General features: G+C 45.7%; 21 protein-coding genes. 18 read left to right on the top strand and 3 right to left on the bottom strand.

Annotated features, from left to right (window positions below; all coding sequences use genetic code 11):
* The first annotated feature begins 3 nt into the window (after window positions 1-3).
* The 3 genes from NQZ91_08800 to NQZ91_08810 all read left to right on the top strand — a co-directional run bounded on the left by NQZ91_08800 (window position 4) and on the right by NQZ91_08810 (window position 2,639).
* On the top strand, window positions 4-900 hold the full coding sequence (locus tag NQZ91_08800) for an SPFH domain-containing protein (protein ID UUM57438.1): 897 nt from the start codon (window positions 4-6) through the stop codon (window positions 898-900).
* A gap of 86 nt (window positions 901-986) precedes the next feature.
* The gene (locus tag NQZ91_08805) at window positions 987-1,196 is read left to right on the top strand and encodes a hypothetical protein (protein ID UUM57439.1); all 210 of its coding nucleotides are present in this window, start codon (window positions 987-989) and stop codon (window positions 1,194-1,196) included.
* A 97-nt stretch (window positions 1,197-1,293) separates the two neighbouring features.
* Window positions 1,294-2,639, top strand: a protein-coding gene (locus NQZ91_08810) for an IS3 family transposase (GenBank protein UUM57440.1) whose coding sequence is annotated in 2 segments (ribosomal slippage) — window positions 1,294-1,735 and window positions 1,735-2,639 — 1,347 coding nt in all. Because the reading frame shifts where the segments join, the coding sequence is not laid out codon by codon here.
* Between the two features lie 339 nt (window positions 2,640-2,978).
* On the opposite strand, the gene NQZ91_08815 is transcribed toward NQZ91_08810, so the two are convergent.
* Both NQZ91_08815 and NQZ91_08820 read right to left on the bottom strand, forming a co-directional pair.
* Window positions 2,979-3,719 (bottom strand): amino acid ABC transporter ATP-binding protein, encoded by a 741-nt coding sequence (locus NQZ91_08815; GenBank protein ID UUM57441.1) that lies wholly within the window; start codon window positions 3,717-3,719, stop codon window positions 2,979-2,981.
* A complete protein-coding gene (locus NQZ91_08820) occupies window positions 3,712-5,277 on the bottom strand; it encodes an ABC transporter substrate-binding protein/permease (GenBank protein ID UUM57442.1) in 1,566 nt (521 codons plus the stop codon). The genes NQZ91_08815 and NQZ91_08820 overlap by 8 nt, the downstream gene beginning before the upstream one ends.
* A gap of 292 nt (window positions 5,278-5,569) precedes the next feature.
* Between NQZ91_08820 and NQZ91_08825 the strand changes: the two genes are divergently transcribed.
* The 9 genes from NQZ91_08825 to sufB all read left to right on the top strand — a co-directional run bounded on the left by NQZ91_08825 (window position 5,570) and on the right by sufB (window position 14,343).
* Window positions 5,570-6,406 carry an undecaprenyl-diphosphate phosphatase gene (locus tag NQZ91_08825; GenBank protein UUM57443.1) on the top strand — a complete coding sequence of 279 codons (837 nt, stop codon included), beginning with the start codon at window positions 5,570-5,572 and terminating at the stop codon, window positions 6,404-6,406.
* 118 nt (window positions 6,407-6,524) lie between these two features.
* Complete coding sequence (gene mecA, locus NQZ91_08830) at window positions 6,525-7,232, top strand: adaptor protein MecA (protein ID UUM57444.1); 708 nt, start codon at window positions 6,525-6,527, stop codon at window positions 7,230-7,232.
* Window positions 7,229-8,410: an undecaprenyl/decaprenyl-phosphate alpha-N-acetylglucosaminyl 1-phosphate transferase gene (locus NQZ91_08835; protein UUM57445.1), complete on the top strand. Its 1,182-nt coding sequence runs from the start codon at window positions 7,229-7,231 to the stop codon at window positions 8,408-8,410. The genes mecA and NQZ91_08835 overlap by 4 nt, the downstream gene beginning before the upstream one ends.
* Before the next feature lie 170 nt (window positions 8,411-8,580).
* Window positions 8,581-9,354 carry a Fe-S cluster assembly ATPase SufC gene (gene sufC, locus NQZ91_08840; GenBank protein ID UUM57446.1) on the top strand — a complete coding sequence of 258 codons (774 nt, stop codon included), beginning with the start codon at window positions 8,581-8,583 and terminating at the stop codon, window positions 9,352-9,354.
* 16 nt (window positions 9,355-9,370) lie between these two features.
* The gene (gene sufD, locus NQZ91_08845) at window positions 9,371-10,633 is read left to right on the top strand and encodes a Fe-S cluster assembly protein SufD (GenBank protein UUM57447.1); all 1,263 of its coding nucleotides are present in this window, start codon (window positions 9,371-9,373) and stop codon (window positions 10,631-10,633) included.
* Between the two features lies 1 nt (window position 10,634).
* On the top strand, window positions 10,635-11,183 hold the full coding sequence (locus tag NQZ91_08850; GenBank protein UUM57448.1) for a GNAT family N-acetyltransferase: 549 nt from the start codon (window positions 10,635-10,637) through the stop codon (window positions 11,181-11,183).
* Between the two features lie 9 nt (window positions 11,184-11,192).
* Window positions 11,193-12,413, top strand: coding sequence for a cysteine desulfurase (locus NQZ91_08855; GenBank protein ID UUM57449.1), 1,221 nt, complete (start codon window positions 11,193-11,195; stop codon window positions 12,411-12,413).
* A complete protein-coding gene (locus NQZ91_08860; protein ID UUM57450.1) occupies window positions 12,400-12,834 on the top strand; it encodes an SUF system NifU family Fe-S cluster assembly protein in 435 nt (144 codons plus the stop codon). Before NQZ91_08855 ends, NQZ91_08860 begins: the two co-directional genes overlap by 14 nt.
* Window positions 12,835-12,927: 93 nt before the next feature.
* Complete coding sequence (gene sufB / locus NQZ91_08865) at window positions 12,928-14,343, top strand: Fe-S cluster assembly protein SufB (GenBank protein UUM57451.1); 1,416 nt, start codon at window positions 12,928-12,930, stop codon at window positions 14,341-14,343.
* A gap of 442 nt (window positions 14,344-14,785) precedes the next feature.
* Here the strand turns inward: sufB and NQZ91_08870 are convergent, their stop codons facing one another.
* A complete protein-coding gene (locus tag NQZ91_08870; GenBank protein UUM57452.1) occupies window positions 14,786-15,526 on the bottom strand; it encodes a PHP domain-containing protein in 741 nt (246 codons plus the stop codon).
* Between the two features lie 399 nt (window positions 15,527-15,925).
* Here NQZ91_08870 and hisC point away from each other — a divergent pair, with 399 nt between their 5' ends.
* From hisC to hisB, 6 genes are all read left to right on the top strand, one after another.
* The gene (hisC, locus tag NQZ91_08875; GenBank protein UUM57453.1) at window positions 15,926-16,978 is read left to right on the top strand and encodes a histidinol-phosphate transaminase; all 1,053 of its coding nucleotides are present in this window, start codon (window positions 15,926-15,928) and stop codon (window positions 16,976-16,978) included.
* Complete coding sequence (locus NQZ91_08880) at window positions 16,975-17,949, top strand: ATP phosphoribosyltransferase regulatory subunit (GenBank protein ID UUM57454.1); 975 nt, start codon at window positions 16,975-16,977, stop codon at window positions 17,947-17,949. Before hisC ends, NQZ91_08880 begins: the two co-directional genes overlap by 4 nt.
* Entirely contained in the window at window positions 17,950-18,597 is a 648-nt protein-coding gene (hisG, locus tag NQZ91_08885; protein UUM57455.1) for an ATP phosphoribosyltransferase, read from the top strand.
* On the top strand, window positions 18,594-19,877 hold the full coding sequence (hisD, locus tag NQZ91_08890; GenBank protein ID UUM57456.1) for a histidinol dehydrogenase: 1,284 nt from the start codon (window positions 18,594-18,596) through the stop codon (window positions 19,875-19,877). Before hisG ends, hisD begins: the two co-directional genes overlap by 4 nt.
* Entirely contained in the window at window positions 19,864-20,511 is a 648-nt protein-coding gene (serB, locus tag NQZ91_08895; protein ID UUM57457.1) for a phosphoserine phosphatase SerB, read from the top strand. The genes hisD and serB overlap by 14 nt, the downstream gene beginning before the upstream one ends.
* A gap of 71 nt (window positions 20,512-20,582) precedes the next feature.
* Window positions 20,583-21,167, top strand: a complete 585-nt coding sequence (gene hisB / locus NQZ91_08900) for an imidazoleglycerol-phosphate dehydratase HisB (protein UUM57458.1) — start codon at window positions 20,583-20,585, stop codon at window positions 21,165-21,167.
* The last annotated feature ends 1 nt before the right edge of the window (window position 21,168 follow it).

Genomic DNA, 21,168 nt, shown 5'->3' on the forward strand with positions numbered 1-21,168 from the left:
ATTATGGCACCTATATTGTTTATGTTTACTCTCTTATTCGTCCTGCTTCTGGCCTTGATTTTGATTATTTCTGGCCTCTATGTGGTCAAGCAGCAGACGGTGGCTATTGTCGAGCGGTTTGGTAAGTACCAAAAAACGTCTACCTCAGGGATTAACTTTAAAATTCCTTTCGGTGTGGATGTCATTGCGGCTCGTATTCAGCTTCGGATGTTGCAAAGTGAAATCGTGGTTGAGACAAAGACCCAGGATAACGTATTTGTGACCATGAATGTGGCGACCCAATACCGGGTCAATGAAAATAACGTCACAGATGCCTACTACAAGCTCATGCACCCAGAGGCTCAAATCAAGTCCTATATTGAGGATGCCCTGCGCTCATCTGTGCCTAAATTGACTCTGGATGAATTGTTTGAGAAAAAAGATGAGATCGCCCTGGAAGTGCAGAAGCAGGTGGCAGAAGAGATGTCCACCTACGGCTACGTCATTGTCAAGACCCTGATTACCAAGGTTGAGCCAGATGCAGAGGTTAAGCAATCCATGAACGAAATCAACGCAGCCCAGCGGAAACGGGTTGCGGCCCAAGAATTGGCAGAGGCAGACAAGATAAAAATTGTCACTGCTGCAGAGGCAGAAGCTGAAAAAGACCGCCTGCACGGTGTGGGTATTGCCCAACAGCGTAAGGCTATTGTTGACGGCTTGGCAGATTCTATCCGTGAATTGAAAGATTCCAACGTCAGTATGTCAGAAGAGCAGATTATGTCTATCTTGTTGACCAACCAATACTTGGATACCTTAAATAATTTTGCACAAGGAGGTAATAATACAATCTTCTTACCGGGCAATCCGGAGGGTGTTGAAGACATTCGCACTCAAATATTGTCAGCTCTTTCTGTCAAATAATTGGTAAAAACCGAATACTTTACTTGACAAAATGAGCATAGCTGTATTATACTTAATTGCACGAATAAAAAGGAAAGGGGTTTCTCATGACTAGTTACGAAAAAGTTGCCGCAGTTGTAAACTGGGTACGTGAAAAGAAAATCACTGGTTACCGTATCAGTAAAGAGACCAACGCTCGTGAAATGTCAGTTATCGCTCTTGCACAAGGACGTGCAAAAATCGACAACATCTCATTCGCGACAGCTTTGGGCTTGATTGATTTTTACGACAAAAACCACAAAAAATTTGAAAACTAATCTAGGTAAACTTACCTAGAAAAACAAGAAAGAGAGGTCTATGTGAACTGCACCCCAAAAGTTAGACACAAAATCTAACGATTGGGGTGTTTTTCTTATGAAATTAAGTTATGAAGATAAACTAGAAATATATGAGCTTAGAAAGAGTGGCGTGTCGTGGGTCAACCTTAGCCAGATATACAAAGTCACTATTGCCAATCTCACATACATGATAAAACTCATGGATCGATATGGCGTGGAAATCGTTGAAAAAGGTAAAAATAGGTACTATTCACCTGAATTAAAGCAAGAAATAATGGATAAGGTCTTGATTCATGGGTGTTCTCAACTCTCGGTTTCCCTTGATTATGCCTTGCCAAATCGAGGAATGCTTCCCAATTGGATAGCACAATACAAGAAAAACGGGTATACTATTCTTGAAAAAACAAGAGGGAGACCGAGCAAGATGGGACGTAAACGCAAGAAAACCTGGGAAGAAATGACGGAATTAGAGCGCCTTCAAGAGGAAAATGAACGTCTTAGAACTGAGGTGGCCTTCCTAAAAAAGTTGAGAGAACTTCGCTTGAGGGACGAAGCACTAGTGCGCGAACAGCAGAAACAATTAGAGATATGGTCCAAGGAGGATTCCGACTAGACCTCCTACTTGCGACAGCTAAAATGCCTCGCTCAACTTATTATTATCAAGTCAAACAACTGGATAAACCCGAAAAGAACAAAGCAATTAAGGCTGAAATTCAAGCCATATATGATGACCATAAAGGTAATTACGGCTATCGTCGGATATATTTAGAACTCAGAAATCGAGGTTTCTTCATCAACCACAAAAAGGTGCAGCGCTTGATGACAGTAATGGGCTTAGCGGCTCGTATTCGTCGTAAGCGCAAGTATGCTTCTTACAAAGGTGAGGTGGGTAAGAAGGCTGATAATCTGATTAAACGTCAGTTTGAGGGATCTAAGCCTTATGAAAAATGTTATACCGATGTGACGGAGTTTGCTTTGCCTGAAGGGAAACTCTACTTATCGCCTGTTCTTGACGGCTATAATAGTGAGATTATTGATTTTACCCTGTCTCGGTCACCTGACTTGAAACAGGTTCAAACCATGCTTGCGAAGGCTTTTCCAGCAGATTTATACAGTGGGACTATTCTCCACAGCGATCAAGGTTGGCAATACCAGCACCAGTCTTACCATTACTTTTTGGAAACCAAAGGCATTCGCCCATCCATGTCTCGCAAAGGGAATAGCCCAGATAATGGGATGATGGAGTCTTTCTTTGGCATTCTCAAATCTGAAATGTTTTATGGACTCGAGACATCTTATCAATCACTTGACGAGCTTGAAGAAGCTATTACAGATTATATTTTTTACTACAACAACAAACGAATCAAAGCAAAATTAAAAGGACTTAGTCCTGTCCAATACAGAACTAAATCCTTTCAATAATTATTTGTCCAACTTTTTGGGGTCAGTACATATGCCTCTCTTTTTTATTTGAAAAATAGTAAAAAAGCGCAAAAAATCACTACCTGTACTATACTGTAATTGAAATTTTTAAAGTTTAGGTGCTAGAACTGTTGCCTCAGTCCTAGCGCCTTTTCTTTTTGATTTTAGTTGAGTATAATACCGCAATCGGGGGAATAGAGTAGGATGGAAAAAGGGGGCCAACAAGATGTGTCCTGAAGGCAGTGACTCCCAGGCTTCATACTGTGGCAACAGGGACCTGGTTTGCTTTTGAAGTGTATTGGAGCCCAAAAAAATACCAGCTAGAGCTGGTATCAAGGCTTAACCGAGGAAACGTTTCAAGAATTCTTTGGTTCGCTCTTCTTTTGGATTTTCGAAGATTTGTTGAGGTGTGCCTTCTTCGGCGATGACGCCCTTGTCCATGAAGATGACACGGTCTGAAACGTCGCGGGCAAATTCCATTTCGTGGGTCACGATGACCATGGTCAAGCCAGACTCGGCCAATTCTTTCATGGTTTTGAGAACTTCACCCACCATTTCTGGGTCAAGGGCAGAAGTTGGTTCGTCGAAGAGAATAACTTCTGGATCGACTGATAGGGCGCGTGCAATGGCTACCCGTTGCTTTTGTCCACCAGAGAGCTGGCTTGGTTTAGCGGCCCAGTATTGCTCGGTCATGCCGACCTTGTTGAGGTTGGCTTTGGCAATTTTCTCTGCTTCAGCGCGGTCACGTTTGAGAACGGTCGTTTGGGCCACGATAGCATTTTCCAAAACATTGAGGTTGTTGAAGAGATTAAAGGATTGGAAAACCATGCCTAATTTCTCACGGTAGGTGGTCAGGTCATAGCCCTTGGCCAAAACGTCTTGACCGTGGTATAGGATGGTGCCTTCCGTCGGTGTTTCCAAAAGGTTGATAGAACGGAGGAAGGTTGATTTTCCAGAACCGGAAGAGCCGATAATGGAGATAACCTCGCCTTTTTCAACGGTTACTGAAATGTCCTTGAGGACTTGGTTTTGACCGTAGGATTTTTTCAGATTCTTGATTTCCAGGATGGTATTAGACATGTGGAACCTCCTCGATTTGCATTTGGTTGGCACCTGTCGTGTAATTGTCCATATCGAAACGTTTTTCGACAGAACGCAGGATGCGGGTTACAGTGAAGGTCAAGATGAAGTAGATAATGGCAATCACAGTGAAGGTTTGGAAATATTGGTAAGTCTGGGTCGCGACAGTATTTCCTGAGAAATAAAGCTCAACCACAGAGATAACGTTGAGGACAGATGTATCCTTGATATTTATGACAAATTCGTTACCAGTTGCTGGAAGAATGTTGCGGATAACCTGTGGCAAGACAATCTTACGCATGGTTTGATTGTGGGTAAATCCAAGCGCAGTTGCTGCTTCAAATTGCCCCTTGTCAACAGCGAAGATACCACCGCGGACAATTTCACTCATGTAGGCACCAGTGTTGATAGAAACGATGAAAATAGCTGCCAGAGTGCGGTCTAGGTTAAGCCCAAAGGCCTGGGCGGTACCGTAGTAGATAACCATAGATTGTACAATCATTGGGGTACCACGGAATACCTCAATGTAGATATTAATCAGCCAACCGAGAACTTTTTGTCCCATAGCAGCGACCTTGTTTTCAGCTTTTGGAGCAGTGCGGAAGACACCAATCAAAAGACCAATTAGCGTACCGATGATGGTACCCAAGATGGAAATCAAGAGGGTCATACCAGTTCCGCGTAGGAGTTGTTGCCAGTTGTTGACGATGATATTCCAGACCTGTGTAAAGAAGCTTGGTTGCGCGTCGGTTGCTTCTTCGACCGGCTGATTTTCAATCATATTGTCCATCAATGCAACTTGGTCGTCTTCAGAAATGGTCGCAAGGACTTGGTTGACCTGTGCAAGTCGTGCATCATCCTTACGCATACCGACTGCAATGGTCACGTCCTCGGCATTGGTTTCAAAACCTTCTGAAAGCTCGACCATCTTGAAAGCCTTATTAGCAGCCTCAGCGGTACGGCCTTCCGGACGCTCAGACACGTAGGCATCAATAATACCAGCCTCCAGGGCCTGACGAATTTGCGAGAAATCCCCCATGGCTGTCTGCTTGTTTGCGCCTTCGATCTGGTCAATCAGGTCGTAGAGGTAGACACCTTGTTGCGCAGTGATTTTTGCACCTGCAAAGTCAGCCAGTTTGCTGGCTGTTGCATATTGACTATCTGCACGAACTACCAATGTCGGAATGGAAGTGTAGTAGCTGTCAGAAAAGGCGATTTCTTTCTTGCGCTCTTCTGTTGGGCTCATCCCGGCGATGATCATGTCAATCTTACCAGAAGTCAATGCTGGAACCAGACCTTCCCACTTGGTTTTGACCACCAAGAGTTCCTTGTCCATGGATTCTGCAATTTTTTTGGCGATTTGCACGTCGTATCCGTTAGCGTATTGGTTGGTCCCTTCGATAGGGGCAGCACCATTACTGTCGTCTTCCTGGGTCCAGTTGAAAGGTGCATAGGCAGCTTCCATCCCGACACGCAGGTATTCATCTGCACGAACGCCTGTAGTGACTGAGAAAACAGTCAGCAGGGTCAGCAGGAAAATACTGAGTTTATGTTTCATAATATCTCCTAATAAAATGTATTGTACCATTGTATAAAAAATTCTGAAAAATTTCAATACGATTGCTTTTTTATTCACAATTATTGTATAAATGTTCTTTGAGCGATAGCATCAAACTATATTTGGCTCTTTGTTTCTCTCATCTTTCGTGGTATAATGTCTAAAGTATCTAGAGCATGATTGGTTTTAAAGAATTAAAAGTATCTTTTATAAAAAAGTCCCTGGTGAGCAAGTTATCTCTTTCCTATGGTATCGCTCGCTGGTCAATGCAGGTTCTTAAAAGGAGTATCCTATGTTTATCGAATTATTGAAAGCCATTTTCTTAGGCATTGTTGAAGGAATTACGGAATGGTTGCCAGTTTCCTCTACTGGTCATTTGATTTTGGTCCAGGAATTTATTCAGTTCAACCAGTCGAATAGCTTTGTGGAGATGTTCAACATTGTTATCCAGTTGGGGGCGATTTTGGCTGTTATGACCATCTATTTCAATCGCCTTAATCCTTTTCAGCCTGGCAAAAGCAAGCGTGAGATTCAGTTAACCTGGCAGCTATGGGCCAAGGTTGTCATTGCTTGTATTCCATCCATCTTGGTGGCCCTGCCCTTTGATAGCTGGTTTGAGGCCCACTTCAACTTTATGGTGCCCATCGCCATTGCCTTGATTGTCTATGGTATTGCCTTTATCTGGATTGAAGAGCGCAATAAGAGAGTCCAGCCTACAGTGACGGACTTGGCGTCCATGCCTTATAAGACGGCTCTGTTTATCGGTCTCTTCCAGGTTTTGGCCATTATTCCAGGGACTAGCCGTTCTGGGGCGACGATTTTGGGGGCCATTATTCTTGGGACCAGTCGTTCGGTGGCGGCCGACTTTACCTTCTTCTTGGCTATTCCTACCATGTTTGGCTATAGCGGGCTCAAGGCGGTCAAGTATTTTATCGACGGCAATACGCTCAACTTTGAACAGGTCCTGATTCTCTTGGTCGCATCGGTAACGGCCTATCTTGTTTCTGTCGTTGTCATTCGGATGCTGACAGATTATGTGAAGAAACATGATTTTACAGTGTTTGGTTACTATCGGATTATCCTGGGGGCCATTCTATTGGTTTATTCTTTCTTGAAGTTTATTTCCTAAAAGCAGGCTGTCCTGCTTTTCTTTTGTTTTTCCGACGGCAATTTAGTATAATGGTGAGAGATTTGTATGAGAATGTGGCCTATTTGTTGGAAAATCTAGGCAGATGTATGAGGTAAGTATGAAAGTAAAACAAATTAGTGATTCGACCTTGAAAATCACTATTCTATTAGATGATTTGGAAGAAAGAGGCATGGAGATTGCGGATTTTCTTATGCCCCATGAGAAGACGGAGGAATTCTTTTATTCTGTTTTAGATGAATTGGAGTTGCCCCTGACATTTCGAGAAAGTGGCATGCTCAGTTTTCGCGTAACGCCCAAGCCTGACAAGGTCGATATTTTTGTAACCAAGTCAGAGATTGATAAGCACATCAACTTTGAGGACTTGGCTGACTTTGATAATCTCGATGAGGTCAGTCAGATGACGCCGGCGGATTTTCTTCAGTCTTTGGAGAAAACCCTGAAAGATAAGAGCGCCTATGACAAGGATGCGGTACAGCGTCTGGCAGATATAGAGGCTGAAGAAGAGGCAGAGCCCTATATCTACTACGTTCTGCACTTTGATCATTTGCACGAAGTGGTTCAATTCGCCCAGGCCATCGATGTGGATTTTGAAGAATCAGAGCTCTACAAGATGAACGATGACTACTTTATGACTGTCCTCTTGGATGTGAGTGACCGTTCCGCAGATTATCCAGATTACCTCCTGTCTAGAATGTTGGAATACACGGACGACTCTACCGTGACCCGTCCTGTTCTGCAGGAACATGGCCAAGTCTTGTTGCCTCTAGCCGCTGTTGAGGAATTGAAGAAGGTAAGTCTTGCATGATGCCTTTTGCTTTGAAATATGTCCTCATCCTGATTGGAACCTTGATTACCTCGGTCATTCTGACGCCTCTGATCCGTTTTCTGGCTTTTAAAATTGGGGCGGTGGACCATCCAAATGCCCGCAGAATTAATAAGGTACCCATGCCAACGGCTGGTGGCCTAGCTATTTTTATCACCTTTTCGGCTGCGGTTCTCTTCTTTCTACCGCAAATCGTTACCTATGTGAGCCATAAGGGAACCTATTTTGACTACGTTCTTCCCTTGGTTCTGGCGAGTGGTATGGTGGTGGTGACAGGCTTGGTGGATGATATCAAGGAGCTCAGTCCTTTGCCCAAATTCCTTGGGATAACAGCTGCGGCCCTAGTCATTTGGTTCTTCACGGATTTCCATTTTGATGCCTTTAAACTGCCTTTTGGTGGCCCCTATATTGAGTTTCCGACCTGGTTGTCCTTTTTCCTCACCATGCTCTGGATTGTAGCCATTACCAATGCGGTTAATTTGATTGACGGCTTGGACGGGCTGGTTTCAGGGGTATCGATTATTTCGCTGACCACCATGGGCCTGGTTTCCTATTTCTTCCTGGTGGAGAGCGAGATTTATTTGACCTTGACCTTATTTGTCTTGGTTGTTGCGATTGTTGGGTTTCTGCCCTATAATTACAATCCGGCCATTATTTATCTTGGTGATACGGGAGCCCTCTTTATTGGCTTCATGATTGGTGTTTTGTCCCTCCAAGGTCTGAAAAATTCGACCGCTGTAGCTGTTGTGACGCCTATGATTATTCTTGGAGTACCGATTACAGATACGGTTGTGGCCATTATTCGTCGAACCCTGTCGGGCAAGAAAATTTATGAAGCAGACCGGATGCATCTCCACCATCGCCTCCTGTCCCTGGGTTTGACCCATCGGGGAACAGTCTTGGTTATCTATGGGATTTCCTTTTTATTCTCATTGATTTCCCTCTTGTTCAATGTGTCCAGTCGTGTCGGCGGTGTATTGTTGATCTTATCTGCAGGATTCGGCCTGGTTCTCTTTTGTGAACTCATCGGTATTTTCGGTGAAAATCGAACGCCCCTCCTCAATCTTCTACGCTTTATTGGCAACAGCGGCTATCGACAAGAACGGATAGCAGACTGGAAAGAAAGACGAATTATTCGGAGAAATCAGAAGAAAGATTAAGTCTAGAAACATGGAAAGAGCCGATTGGCTCTTTTTTTGATATACTATGATAGATACTGTTCATTAAAATTTCCAGACAATGAGATTTTATGTGCGTCAAGGGGGGAGCTGCCTGGGCAGTTTTTCCCAGCATGTATAAGGGACAGGACAGAAAAATAAAGGAGCATACCATGTCAGTATTAGAAATCAAAGACCTTCATGTGGAAATTGAAGGCAAGGAAATCCTCAAGGGTGTCAATTTGACCCTCAAAACAGGTGAAATTGCAGCCATCATGGGACCAAACGGTACCGGTAAATCAACCCTTTCAGCAGCCATCATGGGCAATCCAAGCTACGAAGTGACGCAAGGGGAAGTCCTCTTTGACGGTGTCAATATCTTGGAATTGGAAGTGGATGAGCGCGCTCGTATGGGTCTTTTCTTGGCCATGCAGTACCCATCTGAAATTCCGGGTATTACCAATGCAGAATTCCTCCGTGCAGCTATGAATGCTGGCAAGGAAGACGAGGACAAAATCAACGTCCGCGACTTCATCACCAAGTTGGACGAGAAAATGGAACTCCTCAATATGAAAGAGGAAATGGCTGAGCGTTACCTCAACGAAGGTTTCTCTGGTGGTGAGAAAAAACGCAACGAAATCCTGCAATTGCTCATGTTGGAGCCAACTTTTGCCCTTCTGGACGAAATTGACTCAGGTTTGGACATTGACGCCCTCAAGGTCGTATCAAAAGGCATCAACGCTATGCGTGGCGAAGGTTTTGGTGCCATGATTATCACCCACTACCAACGCCTGCTTAACTACATCACGCCTGATGTGGTCCATGTCATGATGGAAGGTCGTGTCGTCCTGTCAGGCGGCCCTGAATTGGCGCAACGCTTGGAAAAAGAAGGCTATGTTAAGGTAGCTGCTGAGCTTGGCATCGACTACAAAGAAGATGACATTTAAGTCTTTGGAGGAACCTATGACCAAAGAATTGATACAAGAATTTTCACTCCAACAGGCCGAGCCAACATGGTTGACAGACCTACGTTTGGCGGCTTTTGGGAAAATAGCAGAGCTGGACTTGCCAGTTATCGAGCGGGTAAAATTTCACCGTTGGAATTTGGGTGACGGCAGTTTAGCCATCAACGATGCAGTAGGAAACGTACCGGATTTCACAGCTCTAGGTGACAATCCTATGCTGGTGCAAGTCGGTAGCCAGACGCTTTTGGAACAATTACCAGCAGACCTTGTCGAAAAAGGAGTAGTCTTTTCAGACTTCACTTCGGCTTTGGAAGTCATTCCGGATGTCATCGAGGAATACTTGGGCTCAGCAGTAGCCTACGACGAGCACAAATTGGCTGCCTACAATACAGCCTATTTCAACTCGACAGCCGTTCTTTACATTCCGGATAATGTTGAAATTGACCAGCCTGTCGAAGGTATTTTCTACCAAGACGCGACAAGTGGCGTGGCTTTTAACAAGCGCGTACTGATTATCGCAGGCAAGAACACCAAGCTCAATTATTTAGAACGATTTGAGAGCCTTGGTGACGACGCGGTGAAAACCTCTGCCAACATTGTGGTCGAAGTGATTGCCCAGGCAGGAAGCCAGATTAAGTTCTCAGCCATTGACCGCTTGGGGCAGCACCTGGATACCTATTTGACTCGCCGTGCGACCATTGGCAACGATGCCAGCGTGGACTGGGCCATTGGCCTCCTTAACAAAGGAAATGTCGTCGCTGACTTGGATGCAGACCTCAAGGGAAATGGTAGCCATGCTAATCTCAAGGTGGTCGGCCTGTCAGCTGGTCGTCAGGTTCAGGGTGTCGATACCCGCGTGACTAACTACGGCAATAATTCGGTCGGTCATATCCTGCAACACGGGGTTATTTTGGAAAGTGGTACTCTTACCTTCAACGGCATTGGACACATTATTCGTGGTGCCAAGGGAGCAGATGCCCAGCAGGAAAGCCGCGTCCTTATGCTGTCTGACAAGGCGCGTTCCGACGCTAACCCAATCCTTCTCATTGATGAGAATGAAGTCACGGCCGGTCACGCAGCTTCTATCGGTCAGGTGGACCCAGAGGATATGTATTATCTCATGAGCCGTGGTTTGGATCGCGCGACAGCCGAGCGTCTGGTCATCCGTGGGTTCTTGGGAGCTGTTATCACAGAAATCCCAGTCAAGGAAGTCCGCGACCAGATGATTGATGTGATTGAAGATAGCTTGTCAAAACGCTAAGATGAAACAAGGAGAGATTCAAGTTACATTAGAATCCCTTGCCAAGTCGGATTGGGATGCGTTTATCCTGGCAAATCAAGTATCGTTTAACTTCGGAGCTTTGGAAGAATTAGGAGAACGCCATACCTTCTTTGAGGAGGAAGGCCAGGTCATAGCGCGTGAAACGGTTCTCATGTCTTTGGAACATGGACAAGCCTACTGGATAGTACTGGAAAATCAGCGAGTAGGCGGCCTTGTTCTCGTCTTAGATGGTGAACAGGGAGAACTAGAAACCCTGTTTACTTCACCAGAAGTCCATGGCCGAGGCATTGGATTTGCGACCTGGCAAGTGGTGGAAGCGACCTTTCCACAGGTCAAGGTTTGGCAAACCATCACACCTTACTATGACCAACGCAATATCCATTTCTATGTCAATCGATGCGGTTTTCGCATTGTTGAATACTTCAATGCCTTCCATAAAGTAATGTTTTTGGAAGGGAAAGAGGAACAGGATATGCTGGAACAATTTCCGCAGGGAGTTTTCCGCTTTGAAAAAAGGATAAAGAAGTGAGGGATAGTCATGTTAGAAGAGTGTAAATCAGATTTTCCCATTTTAGACCAAATTGTTAATGATGAGCCGCTGGTTTATCTGGATAATGCCGCAACGACGCAAAAGCCGCAGCAGGTATTGGATGTCTTGGCAGACTATTACCAGAAGGACAATGCCAATGTCCACCGTGGAGTGCATACCTTGTCTGAGCGCTCAACGGCCCGTTATGAGGCGGCGCGCCAGACGGTAGCTGATTTTATCCGTGCTAAGTCTAGCAAGGAAATCCTCTTTACCCGAGGAACGACGACGGGACTCAATTGGGTGGCTCAGTTTGCTAGAGATTTTCTCCAAGCAGACGACGAGGTCATCATTTCGGTTCAGGAGCACCATTCCAATATCATTCCTTGGCAGCAGGCCTGCCAGAAAACAGGGGCCAAGCTCCGCTATGTTACCTTGAAAAATGGCGAGATCGACATGGACGTCCTGAAGGAAGTCCTGTCTGAAAAGACCAAGTTTGTCTCTCTAGCCCATATTTCCAATGTTTTGGGCTCAGTTGCGCCCATTAAGGAAATAGCAGAGCTGGTGCACGCGGTCGGTGCCTACTTGGTAGTGGACGGTGCCCAATCAACTCCGCATATAGCTATTGATGTGCAGGATTTGGACGTAGATTTCTTTGCCTTCTCAGGACACAAGATGTTGGGACCAACTGGTATTGGTGTCCTCTATGGCAAACAAGAACTGCTAGAACAAATGTCTCCTGTCGAATTCGGGGGTGAAATGATTGAATTTGTCTATGAACAATACGCAACTTGGAAGGAACTACCTTGGAAATTCGAAGCGGGGACACCTAATATTGCGGGTGCTATCGGACTTGCAGCTGCCATTGATTACCTAAATGACATCGGCATGGAGCATGTCCAGCAGCACGAGGAAGAATTGATTGCTTACATCTGGCCAAAATTGCAGGCCATTCCCGGCTTGACCATTTACGGTAGCCAGGACGTCAGTAAGCGGACAGGTTTGATTGCCTTTAATCTGGATGATTTGCACCCACACGATGTGGCGACTGCCTTGGATTATGAAGGCGTTGCTGTTCGAGCAGGTCATCATTGTGCCCAACCGCTTCTCAGTTATCTGCAGGTGCCGGCGACTGTTCGGGCAAGTTTCTATATTTACAATACCAAGGCTGACTGCGACAAGCTGGTCGATGCCTTGCTCAAAACAAAGGAGTTTTTCAATGGCCCTATCTAGGTTAGACTCGCTCTATATGGCCGTTGTGTCAGAGCATTCCAAATCTCCTCGCCATCATGGTAGCCTCTCAGGGGTCGAAAAGCTTGAATTGCATAATCCCACCTGCGGCGATGTCATTGAATTGTCTGTCAAAATCGAGGATAATGTCATCACAGACATTGCCTTTGATGGTGTCGGCTGTACCATTTCCACAGCCTCGGCCTCTATGATGACAGAGGCCGTTCTCGGAAAGAGTCTGGACCAAGCCCAAGAACTGGCGGAAGTCTTTTCTCAAATGGTCCAAGGTCAGCAAGACGACAAGCAAAAAGAATTGGGAGATGCCGCGCTTCTAGCGGGTGTTGCCAAATTTCCACAGCGAATTAAATGTGCGACCCTATCCTGGAATGCCCTCAAAAAGGCAATGGACAGCCATGTCAGCTAAGAATAAACAAATAATACAGAAAGGATTGTTTGGTTTAGTTAAGTAAACTGAACTGAACAGGCCCAAGATTTATAGGGCTTAGTATCTTATATTATGTCAGAAGAAAGAATTGAACCAACCCCGATTGATCTTGGGGAATATAAATTCGGTTTCCATGATGAAAACGTGGAACTGGTAGCTTCGACTGGTAAGGGGTTGAACGAAGAAGTTATTCGTGAAATGTCCCGTATCAAAGGCGAGCCTGAATGGATGCTGGAATTCCGTCTCAAGTCCTATGAGACCTTCAAGAAAATGCCTATGCAGACTTGGGGTGCAGACCTATCTGAACTGGATTTTGATGATATTGTTTACTATCAAAAACCATCGGATAAACCGGCACGTAGCTGGGATGATGTACCAGACAAAATCAAGGAAACCTTTGAACGCATCGGTATCCCAGAAGCTGAGCGTGCTTACCTGGCAGGTGCTTCTGCCCAGTACGAATCAGAAGTGGTTTACCACAACATGAAGGAAGAGTACGACAAGCACGGCATTATCTTTACAGATACTGACACGGCTCTCAAGGAACATCCAGAGCTCTTCAAAAAATACTTTGGAAAACTCGTTCCGCCATCAGACAATAAACTGGCCGCCCTCAACTCAGCCGTTTGGTCAGGTGGTACCTTTATCTACGTGCCAAAAGGCGTCAAGTTAGATATTCCATTGCAGACTTATTTTCGTATCAACAACGAAGGAACAGGTCAGTTTGAGCGGACGCTGATTATTGTGGATGAGGGAGCAAGTGTTCACTACGTCGAAGGCTGTACAGCGCCGACCTATTCGACTGCTAGCCTGCACGCTGCCATCGTGGAAATCATTGCCCACGAAGGTGCCTACATGCGCTACACGACCATCCAGAACTGGTCTGACAATGTCTATAACCTCGTAACCAAGCGTGCTCGCGCAGAGAAAAATGCTACGGTCGAGTGGATTGACGGAAACCTCGGTGCCAAGACGACCATGAAATACCCGGCCGTTTATCTGGAAGGAGAAGGCGCGCGTGGAACCATGTTGTCCATTGCCTTTGCTAACAAGGGTCAGGTACAGGATACCGGTGCCAAGATGATTCACAATGCACCACGGACCTCCTCGTCTATCGTATCCAAATCTATTGCCCGTGGCGGTGGAGAAGTTAACTACCGTGGTCAAGTAACTTTTGCCAAAAACTCGGCAAAATCAATCAGCCACATCGAGTGTGATACCATCATCATGGACGACATTTCCAAGTCGGACACTATCCCGTTCAACGAAATCCACAACTCACAAGTGGCCCTGGAACACGAAGCCAAAGTATCAAAAATCTCAGAGGAACAACTCTATTACCTCATGAGCCGCGGCCTATCTGAATCTGAAGCCACAGAGATGATTGTCATGGGCTTTGTCGAACCATTCACCAAAGAACTCCCAATGGAATACGCAGTCGAACTCAACAGACTGATTGCCTATGAGATGGAGGGGAGTGTTGGCTAATTTGTGTAGCTCCACATAGCTAAGAAGCTATTTGGAGCACACAAATGCCAACGCTCGTTGGAAATAGAGAGCGACGGCAGTCGCTCTTCTTTGTAATCTTATAATAATTCCGTGCCTTCCACGTTCGTCGTTTTCTGTAAGAAAACGATATGTAGCTAGGAGTTCCGCAGGAACTCTCACCAACTGAAGTTGGAGATAAGGACTTGCGGTAGCGAGTTAAAATTATAATAAAGTATACAACACATCCAAAGTAGCTTTAGGGCTACTTTTTGCATTGGTACTCCCACCAAGGATTCTTAAAATAGGGAATCCTATCTAGCAACCATTAAAATTCAAAAAGCGAACAAGTTAGTATTCTGATAGTCAGAAAATCTAATCTTGATCGCTTTTTATTCTATATATGATTGAGACAGGCTTTTTCTCAGCCGAGGTTTGCCAATAATTATAAATTTATAATCTCTTCTTCTGGAATTCCGTAGTCTTCTAGCATCTGCAACATCTTCTCGAAGCCCAGTTGAAAATGTTCCAAGACATGTCCGTCGGAGCCCAGAGAATAGCGGTGGCAACCTAGTTCTTTGACCAATTGAAGAGCGTAACGGTACAGTTCTTCGTGGTGATAGAGGTAGATGCTCTTGGCATTGAGTTCAAAGGCTAAATCATGCGCTATCATTTTCTTGAAAATGCGGATGAGCTGGGGCTCAAAAGTCTCTAGTTCTTGAACAGTCACATCAAAGAGGCGGAAACCGTAGTCAAAATGCGCCAAGACGTCAGCTGGAACCCGTCCGACGGCATATTCCAAGCGGTCCAAATAATCGGTCATGACCGCCATCTTGTCCATATCTGCCACTTCTTCGTCTAGATAATCGTTAACTCCGTTGTGATGGACGGATAATAATTTGAGGTCGAAGTCTTTGTCTGCTAAGTAGGCTAGAATATCGGTTTCCCGCGGTTGGAAATAGCCGATTTCAATGCCTTTCTTGATGCGCTTACCATAGTCTTCATTAAGCACAGCAATTTCTTGGGAATAGGCCTCATAATCAGGAATATCATCCTGCTTGCTATAGGGATTGGACAAATCAAAATGCTCCGTCGTCACGATTTCGCCGCTGTAATGCTCAAGATAATCTTGAAATCGCACCTTGGAATCGTAGGAGTGGTGGGTATGCAGGTGGTTGTCTCTCATGGTAATTCTCCTTTCTTTCTATTGTAACAAAATCGCTTTTGAGCGACAAGTTCGGAAATCAAGGGAAATGGAATAAAAAAAATCTGATAATTCTTGCAATTTATCAAAAATTTGGTAAAATAGTACAAAATAAAAAGCGATGAGAGAAACAATCCCAGACCATTCTTCAGAGAGTATCTAGTTGCTGAAAGGATACATCGGTTTGGGCACACATTCTTGAGTGCAATTGCCAACGGTGTTGAACCTAGTAGTGATTGACGTCTGTCTACGTTACGGACTGAAGTCTTTGACTTCCTGAGGGATATACGGCGACGTATGTCTGAATGAAGGTGGAACCACGTGTAAGCGTCCTGAAACAAGGACCTTGCGCGTGGTTTTTATCGTTTGAGAGGTAATGACATGAAAATAAAAGGGCTTAGAAAGATTACGCCTTATGTGGCTGGAGCGCAACCACAGGTGGCCAATATGATTAAACTTAATACCAACGAGAATGCCTATGGACCAAGTCCAGCGGTAGTTGCAGCTTTGGCTGATTTTGATGCGACAAACCTACGTCGCTATTCGAGTCTGGATCAGGCGGAACTTCGTCAGGCCTTGGCGGAGCAACATGGTTTGGAGGCAGACCAATTTGTCATTGGCAATGGTTCGGATGACGTCTTGTCTATGGCTTTTCTGTCCTTCTTTCAAACGGAGCAACCGATTTTGTTTCCAGATTTGACCTACGGCTTTTACAAGGTCTGGGCTAATTTGTATCAGGTACCTTTTAAAGAGATACCGCTGGCGGAGGATTTTAGCTGGCGAGTGGCAGATTATCAGAGAGAATGTGGGGGAGTGATTTTGACCAATCCCAACGCTCCGACGGGATGCTTCCAGTCTCTGGGCGATATTGAGGAGGTTCTGAAGGCTAATCCGCAGGTCGTTGTCATCGTTGATGAGGCTTATGTCAATTTCGGCGGGCAGACAGCTATTCCGCTTTTGGACAAATACCCCAATCTCTTCATTACGCGGACCTTCTCCAAGGATGCATCACTAGCGGGTTTGCGTGTCGGATACGGCATAGGTTCCAAGGAGCTGATAGGTGTTATTCAAGCGGTGCGCAATGCCATCAATCCTTACAATGTGGATGCCATTTCGGAAGCTTTGGCTTTGGCTGCGGTCAAGGATTGGGCCAATTACGAAGAGACCTGCCGGAAGATTATGGCAACGCGCGATTGGTTTGCGGAAGAATTGACCAGACTTGGCTTTGACGTTTTGCCGTCAGCAACCAATTTCCTCCTAGTGCGACCATCTCGTGTTAGTGCGGGAGAACTGTTCAAGCACTTGGAAGAGGAGCAGATTTATGTCCGGTATTTTCCAAACCAAGAACGCATAAAAGATAGACTACGCATCTCCATCGGCACACAAGAGGAGATGGAGCAGGTCTTAGCAAGGATAAAGGAAGGGTGCCTATGAACAATCGAACATTGCCACAAGGACTGCACGACAAGCTTTTCAAACGCGCTCGTACCACCTATGAAATTGAGCGGACGGTCAGCGACCTATTGATAGAGCGCGGTTTTCATCGGATTGAAACGCCGACCTTGGAGCATTTTGAAGTCTTTTCAGATACTGTCGATACCAATAATTATCACCTTTTTGACAAGAGAGGCCATCTTCTGAGCTTGCGGCCGGATATTACTAGCCAAGTAGCCCGTGTCATTGCTTCAACTCGGGTGCAGACGCCTATTAAATTTTCTTATTCGGGCAAGGTCTTTCGCAGTCAAGAAGCCATGCGGGGCTTGGAAAATGAACGCACTCAAGCCGGGATTGAAATCATTGGCTACCCTGTACAGGAGGCCTATGCTGAAGCCATTTCTAGTGCCAAACAAGCCTTGGAACGTTCGGGGTTGAAAGACTACAAATTTGAGTTTTCGCATGCAGCCATCCTCAAGACGATTTTTCAGCAATTGGAACTAACTTATGAGGTGGCGGATGATTTGTCCCTCCATATTCGGGATAAAAATATTACCAAGCTCCACGAATTTACCAAGCAGCATCCGAGTGAATTTGATGGTTTCATCAGTCGTTTGCCTTACTTGTTTGGAGAGGCAGAGGCGGTCTTGGCAGAAGCCCGGCAGGTGTCGCAGAACGCGCAATTATTGCAGGCTTTTGACCAATTAGAAGCATTTATCGCCATGGCAGAAATTGATTTGGGGCCTGTCACAGTGGATTTGGCCCAACTTCCGACGGTTCCATACTATACAGGTATGATGTTCAAGGTTTTTGACCAGCAATTGCCAGACGCCTTTTTATCAGGTGGGCGGTATGACAAGCTCTTTGAGCAGTTTGGAGCCAAGGAGCTGACGGCTATCGGTTGGGCCTTGGAAATTGATGCCATTTACCAAGCCATTCGACAGGATTTAGACTATCAAGGAGGGAAGTAAATGGGTGATCAGATTACCATTGCCTTGACCAAGGGGCGGATTGAGAAGGAAACCTTGGCTCTTCTGGAAAAGGCGGGTTTTGATATGTCTTTCATGGCCGATAAGGGGCGGAATTTGATTTTTGAAAGCCCTGATGGGCAGTTTCGCTTTTTACTGGTCAAGGCTCCGGATGTAACGACCTATGTTCGCCACGGAGTGGCAGATATGGGCGTTGTCGGCAAGGATGTCTTGATTGAGCATTCTGCAGGATTTTTGGAAATGTTGGATTTGAACTTTGGCTTGTGTAAATTCTCGGTTGCCTCTGTTCCAACTTACAATCCCAGTGATCACAAGCGGAAGCGGATTGCGACCAAGTATCCAACAGTTGCCCTGGAACATTTTAAGCAAAAGGGCGAGGATGTCGAGATTATTTCTATTCAAGGTAGTGTGGAAATTGCTCCTGTTCTGGGACTGGCCGATGCCATCGTCGATATTGTGGAGACGGGCAATACCTTGGTGGCCAATGGTTTAGTGGTCTTTGAAGATATTTGTCGGATTTCCTCGCGTTTGATTGTCAATAAAGCCAGCATCAAGAATAAGCCTCAAGTGCTATCATTTATCAAGAAATTAGAAGACATTGTCGGAAATGAGGAGGTACCTTTTAGATGAAACGCTTAAGTGGAACAAGTCAAGACATTGCGGCCTTGCTCTATCAAGAACAAGTGGCGCTGAATGCAGAAACGGTCTCCGTAGAAGAGACCGTCAAGGAAATCATGGAACGGGTCGCTCGTGAAGGAGATGCAGCTCTGAAAGCCTACAATCTCCAGTTTGACGGGATCGAGCTCGATGACTTAGAAGTCAGTCAAGCGCAAATAGATGCAGCTTTTGAGCAGATTGAACCAGACATTCTCTCAGCCTTAGAAGGTGCCAAAGCCAATATCGCTTCCTACCACCAGCAACAGGTGGAAGTAGGTTTTGAGGACCAACCGTCTGAAGGCGTCCTTCGTGGGCAACTCATTCGTCCCCTAGAGCGAGTGGGTGTCTATGTTCCGGGAGGAACAGCCGCCTATCCTTCTTCGGTCTTGATGAATGTCATCCCTGCAAAAATTGCTGGTGTGGAGGAAATCATCATGATTACCCCGCCACAAGAGACCTACAATCCAGCGATTTTGGTGGCAGCAAGATTGGCTGGAGTGGATAAGATTTATCAGGTTGGCGGAGCCCACGGGATAGCCGCGCTAGCTTATGGAACGCAGTCCATTCCCAAGGTGGATAAAATTACCGGGCCAGGCAATATCTATGTTGCAACGGCCAAGAAATTGGTCTATGGCTTGGTTGGAATTGATATGATTGCTGGTCCATCTGAGATTGGTATTATCGCAGACGAGACGGCAAATCCTGTTTTTGTAGCGGCGGATTTGTTGTCACAGGCGGAGCACGATCGCTTGGCGCGTGCGATTTTGGTGACCAATTCGGAAGTCTTGGCTGAGCAAGTCGAGCTAGAAATCGAGCGGCAATTGCAGACCTTGCCGCGTGAGGAAATTGCGCGGGCATCCATTGAGCAGAACGGACGCATTATCGTGACAGACACAGTAGAAGCCATGTTTGACTTGATGAATTTGGTGGCGCCTGAACATTTGGAAATTGCTATGGAAGATGCCTATGAGTATCTCTCCTTGGTCAAGCATGCGGGGTCCATTTTCTTGGGTCATTATACCAGTGAGCCGATTGGGGATTATTATGCAGGGACCAATCATGTTCTGCCAACTTCAGGCACCAGCCGTTTCTATTCAGCGTTGGGTGTCTATGATTTTATCAAACGAATACAATACACACAATATAGTAAAAAAGCCGTGCAAGAGGCTGGTCAGGCCATTACAAATTTGGCCTATTCAGAAGGATTGGCTGCTCATGCACGGGCCATTGAGGTGAGAAATGAAGAAAGTTAAGGGATTATTGGTCATGGATGTGGACAGCACCCTGATCATGGAAGAAGGTATTGACCTGCTGGGCGAAGAAGCTGGTCTCGGTCAGCGAGTCGCGGACATTACCGAGCGCGCCATGCGAGGGGAATTGGATTTTGAAGAAGCCTTGCGTGAACGCGTTGGTTTGCTGGCGGGCTTGTCCGAAACGGTTTTGGACCGCATTTTAGGGCGCATTCATTTCACACCGGGAGCAGAAGAACTGGTAGCAGAGCTCCACAAGCGGGGTTACAAGGTAGCCGTCGTGTCAGGTGGTTTTCATCAGACGGTCAATGTGTTGGCGGAACGGCTCAATTTGGACTATGTTAAGGCTAATACGCTAGAAATTGTCAACGGAGTTTTGACAGGACGCGTGACCGGCGACATTGTGACCAAGGATGTTAAGGAAACCATGCTCAGAACTTGGGCGGCAGAAAATGGTCTCGACATGCAAGATACGATTGCAGTGGGCGATGGTGCCAACGATCTGCCCATGATTCAGGCAGCTGGTATCGGCATCGCCTTCTGCGCCAAACCCATTGTGCAGGAACAGGCTCCTTATCAAATCAATGAGAAAAATTTGTATCAGGTGATTGAGATTTTGGATAGAGTGAAGAAATAAGAGACAGTATTCACACGTCAGGTACCGATCTGCGAATACAGCTTCTAATATAGTAAAGAAAGAAGAACATCATGAGAACAGCAAGCATTGAACGCAATACCTTTGAAACAAAAATTAAGTTGACGGTTAATTTGGATGTGCAGGAACCGGTTGAGATTGTGACGGGTGTGGGCTTTTTTGACCACATGTTGACCCTTTTTGCCCGCCACAGCCGCATGTCTCTAGTTGTCCATGTAGACGGCGATACGTGGGTGGACAGCCATCATACGGTTGAGGATGTCGGGATTGTTCTTGGACAAGCCATCAAGGAAGCTCTGGGCGACAAGGTCGGTATCAATCGTTACGGGACTTCTTTTGTGCCTATGGATGAGACGCTGGGAATGTCTAGTCTAGACTTGTCTGGACGCTCTTATTTGGTCTTCGATGCGACTTTTGACAATCCAAAATTAGGCGATTTTGATACGGAATTGGTCGAAGAATTCTTCCAAGCCTTGGCTTTCAACCTGCAGATGAATCTGCATTTGAAGATTTTGCACGGGCAAAATAGTCACCATAAGGCTGAAAGTCTCTTCAAGGCAACAGGTCGAGCTCTTCGCGAAGCCATTACCATCAACCCTGATATTAAGGGTGTCAATTCAACAAAAGGACTCTTGTAAT

It is taken from the genome of Streptococcus suis (assembly GCA_024583055.1).
GTDB lineage: Bacteria > Bacillota > Bacilli > Lactobacillales > Streptococcaceae > Streptococcus > Streptococcus suis_V.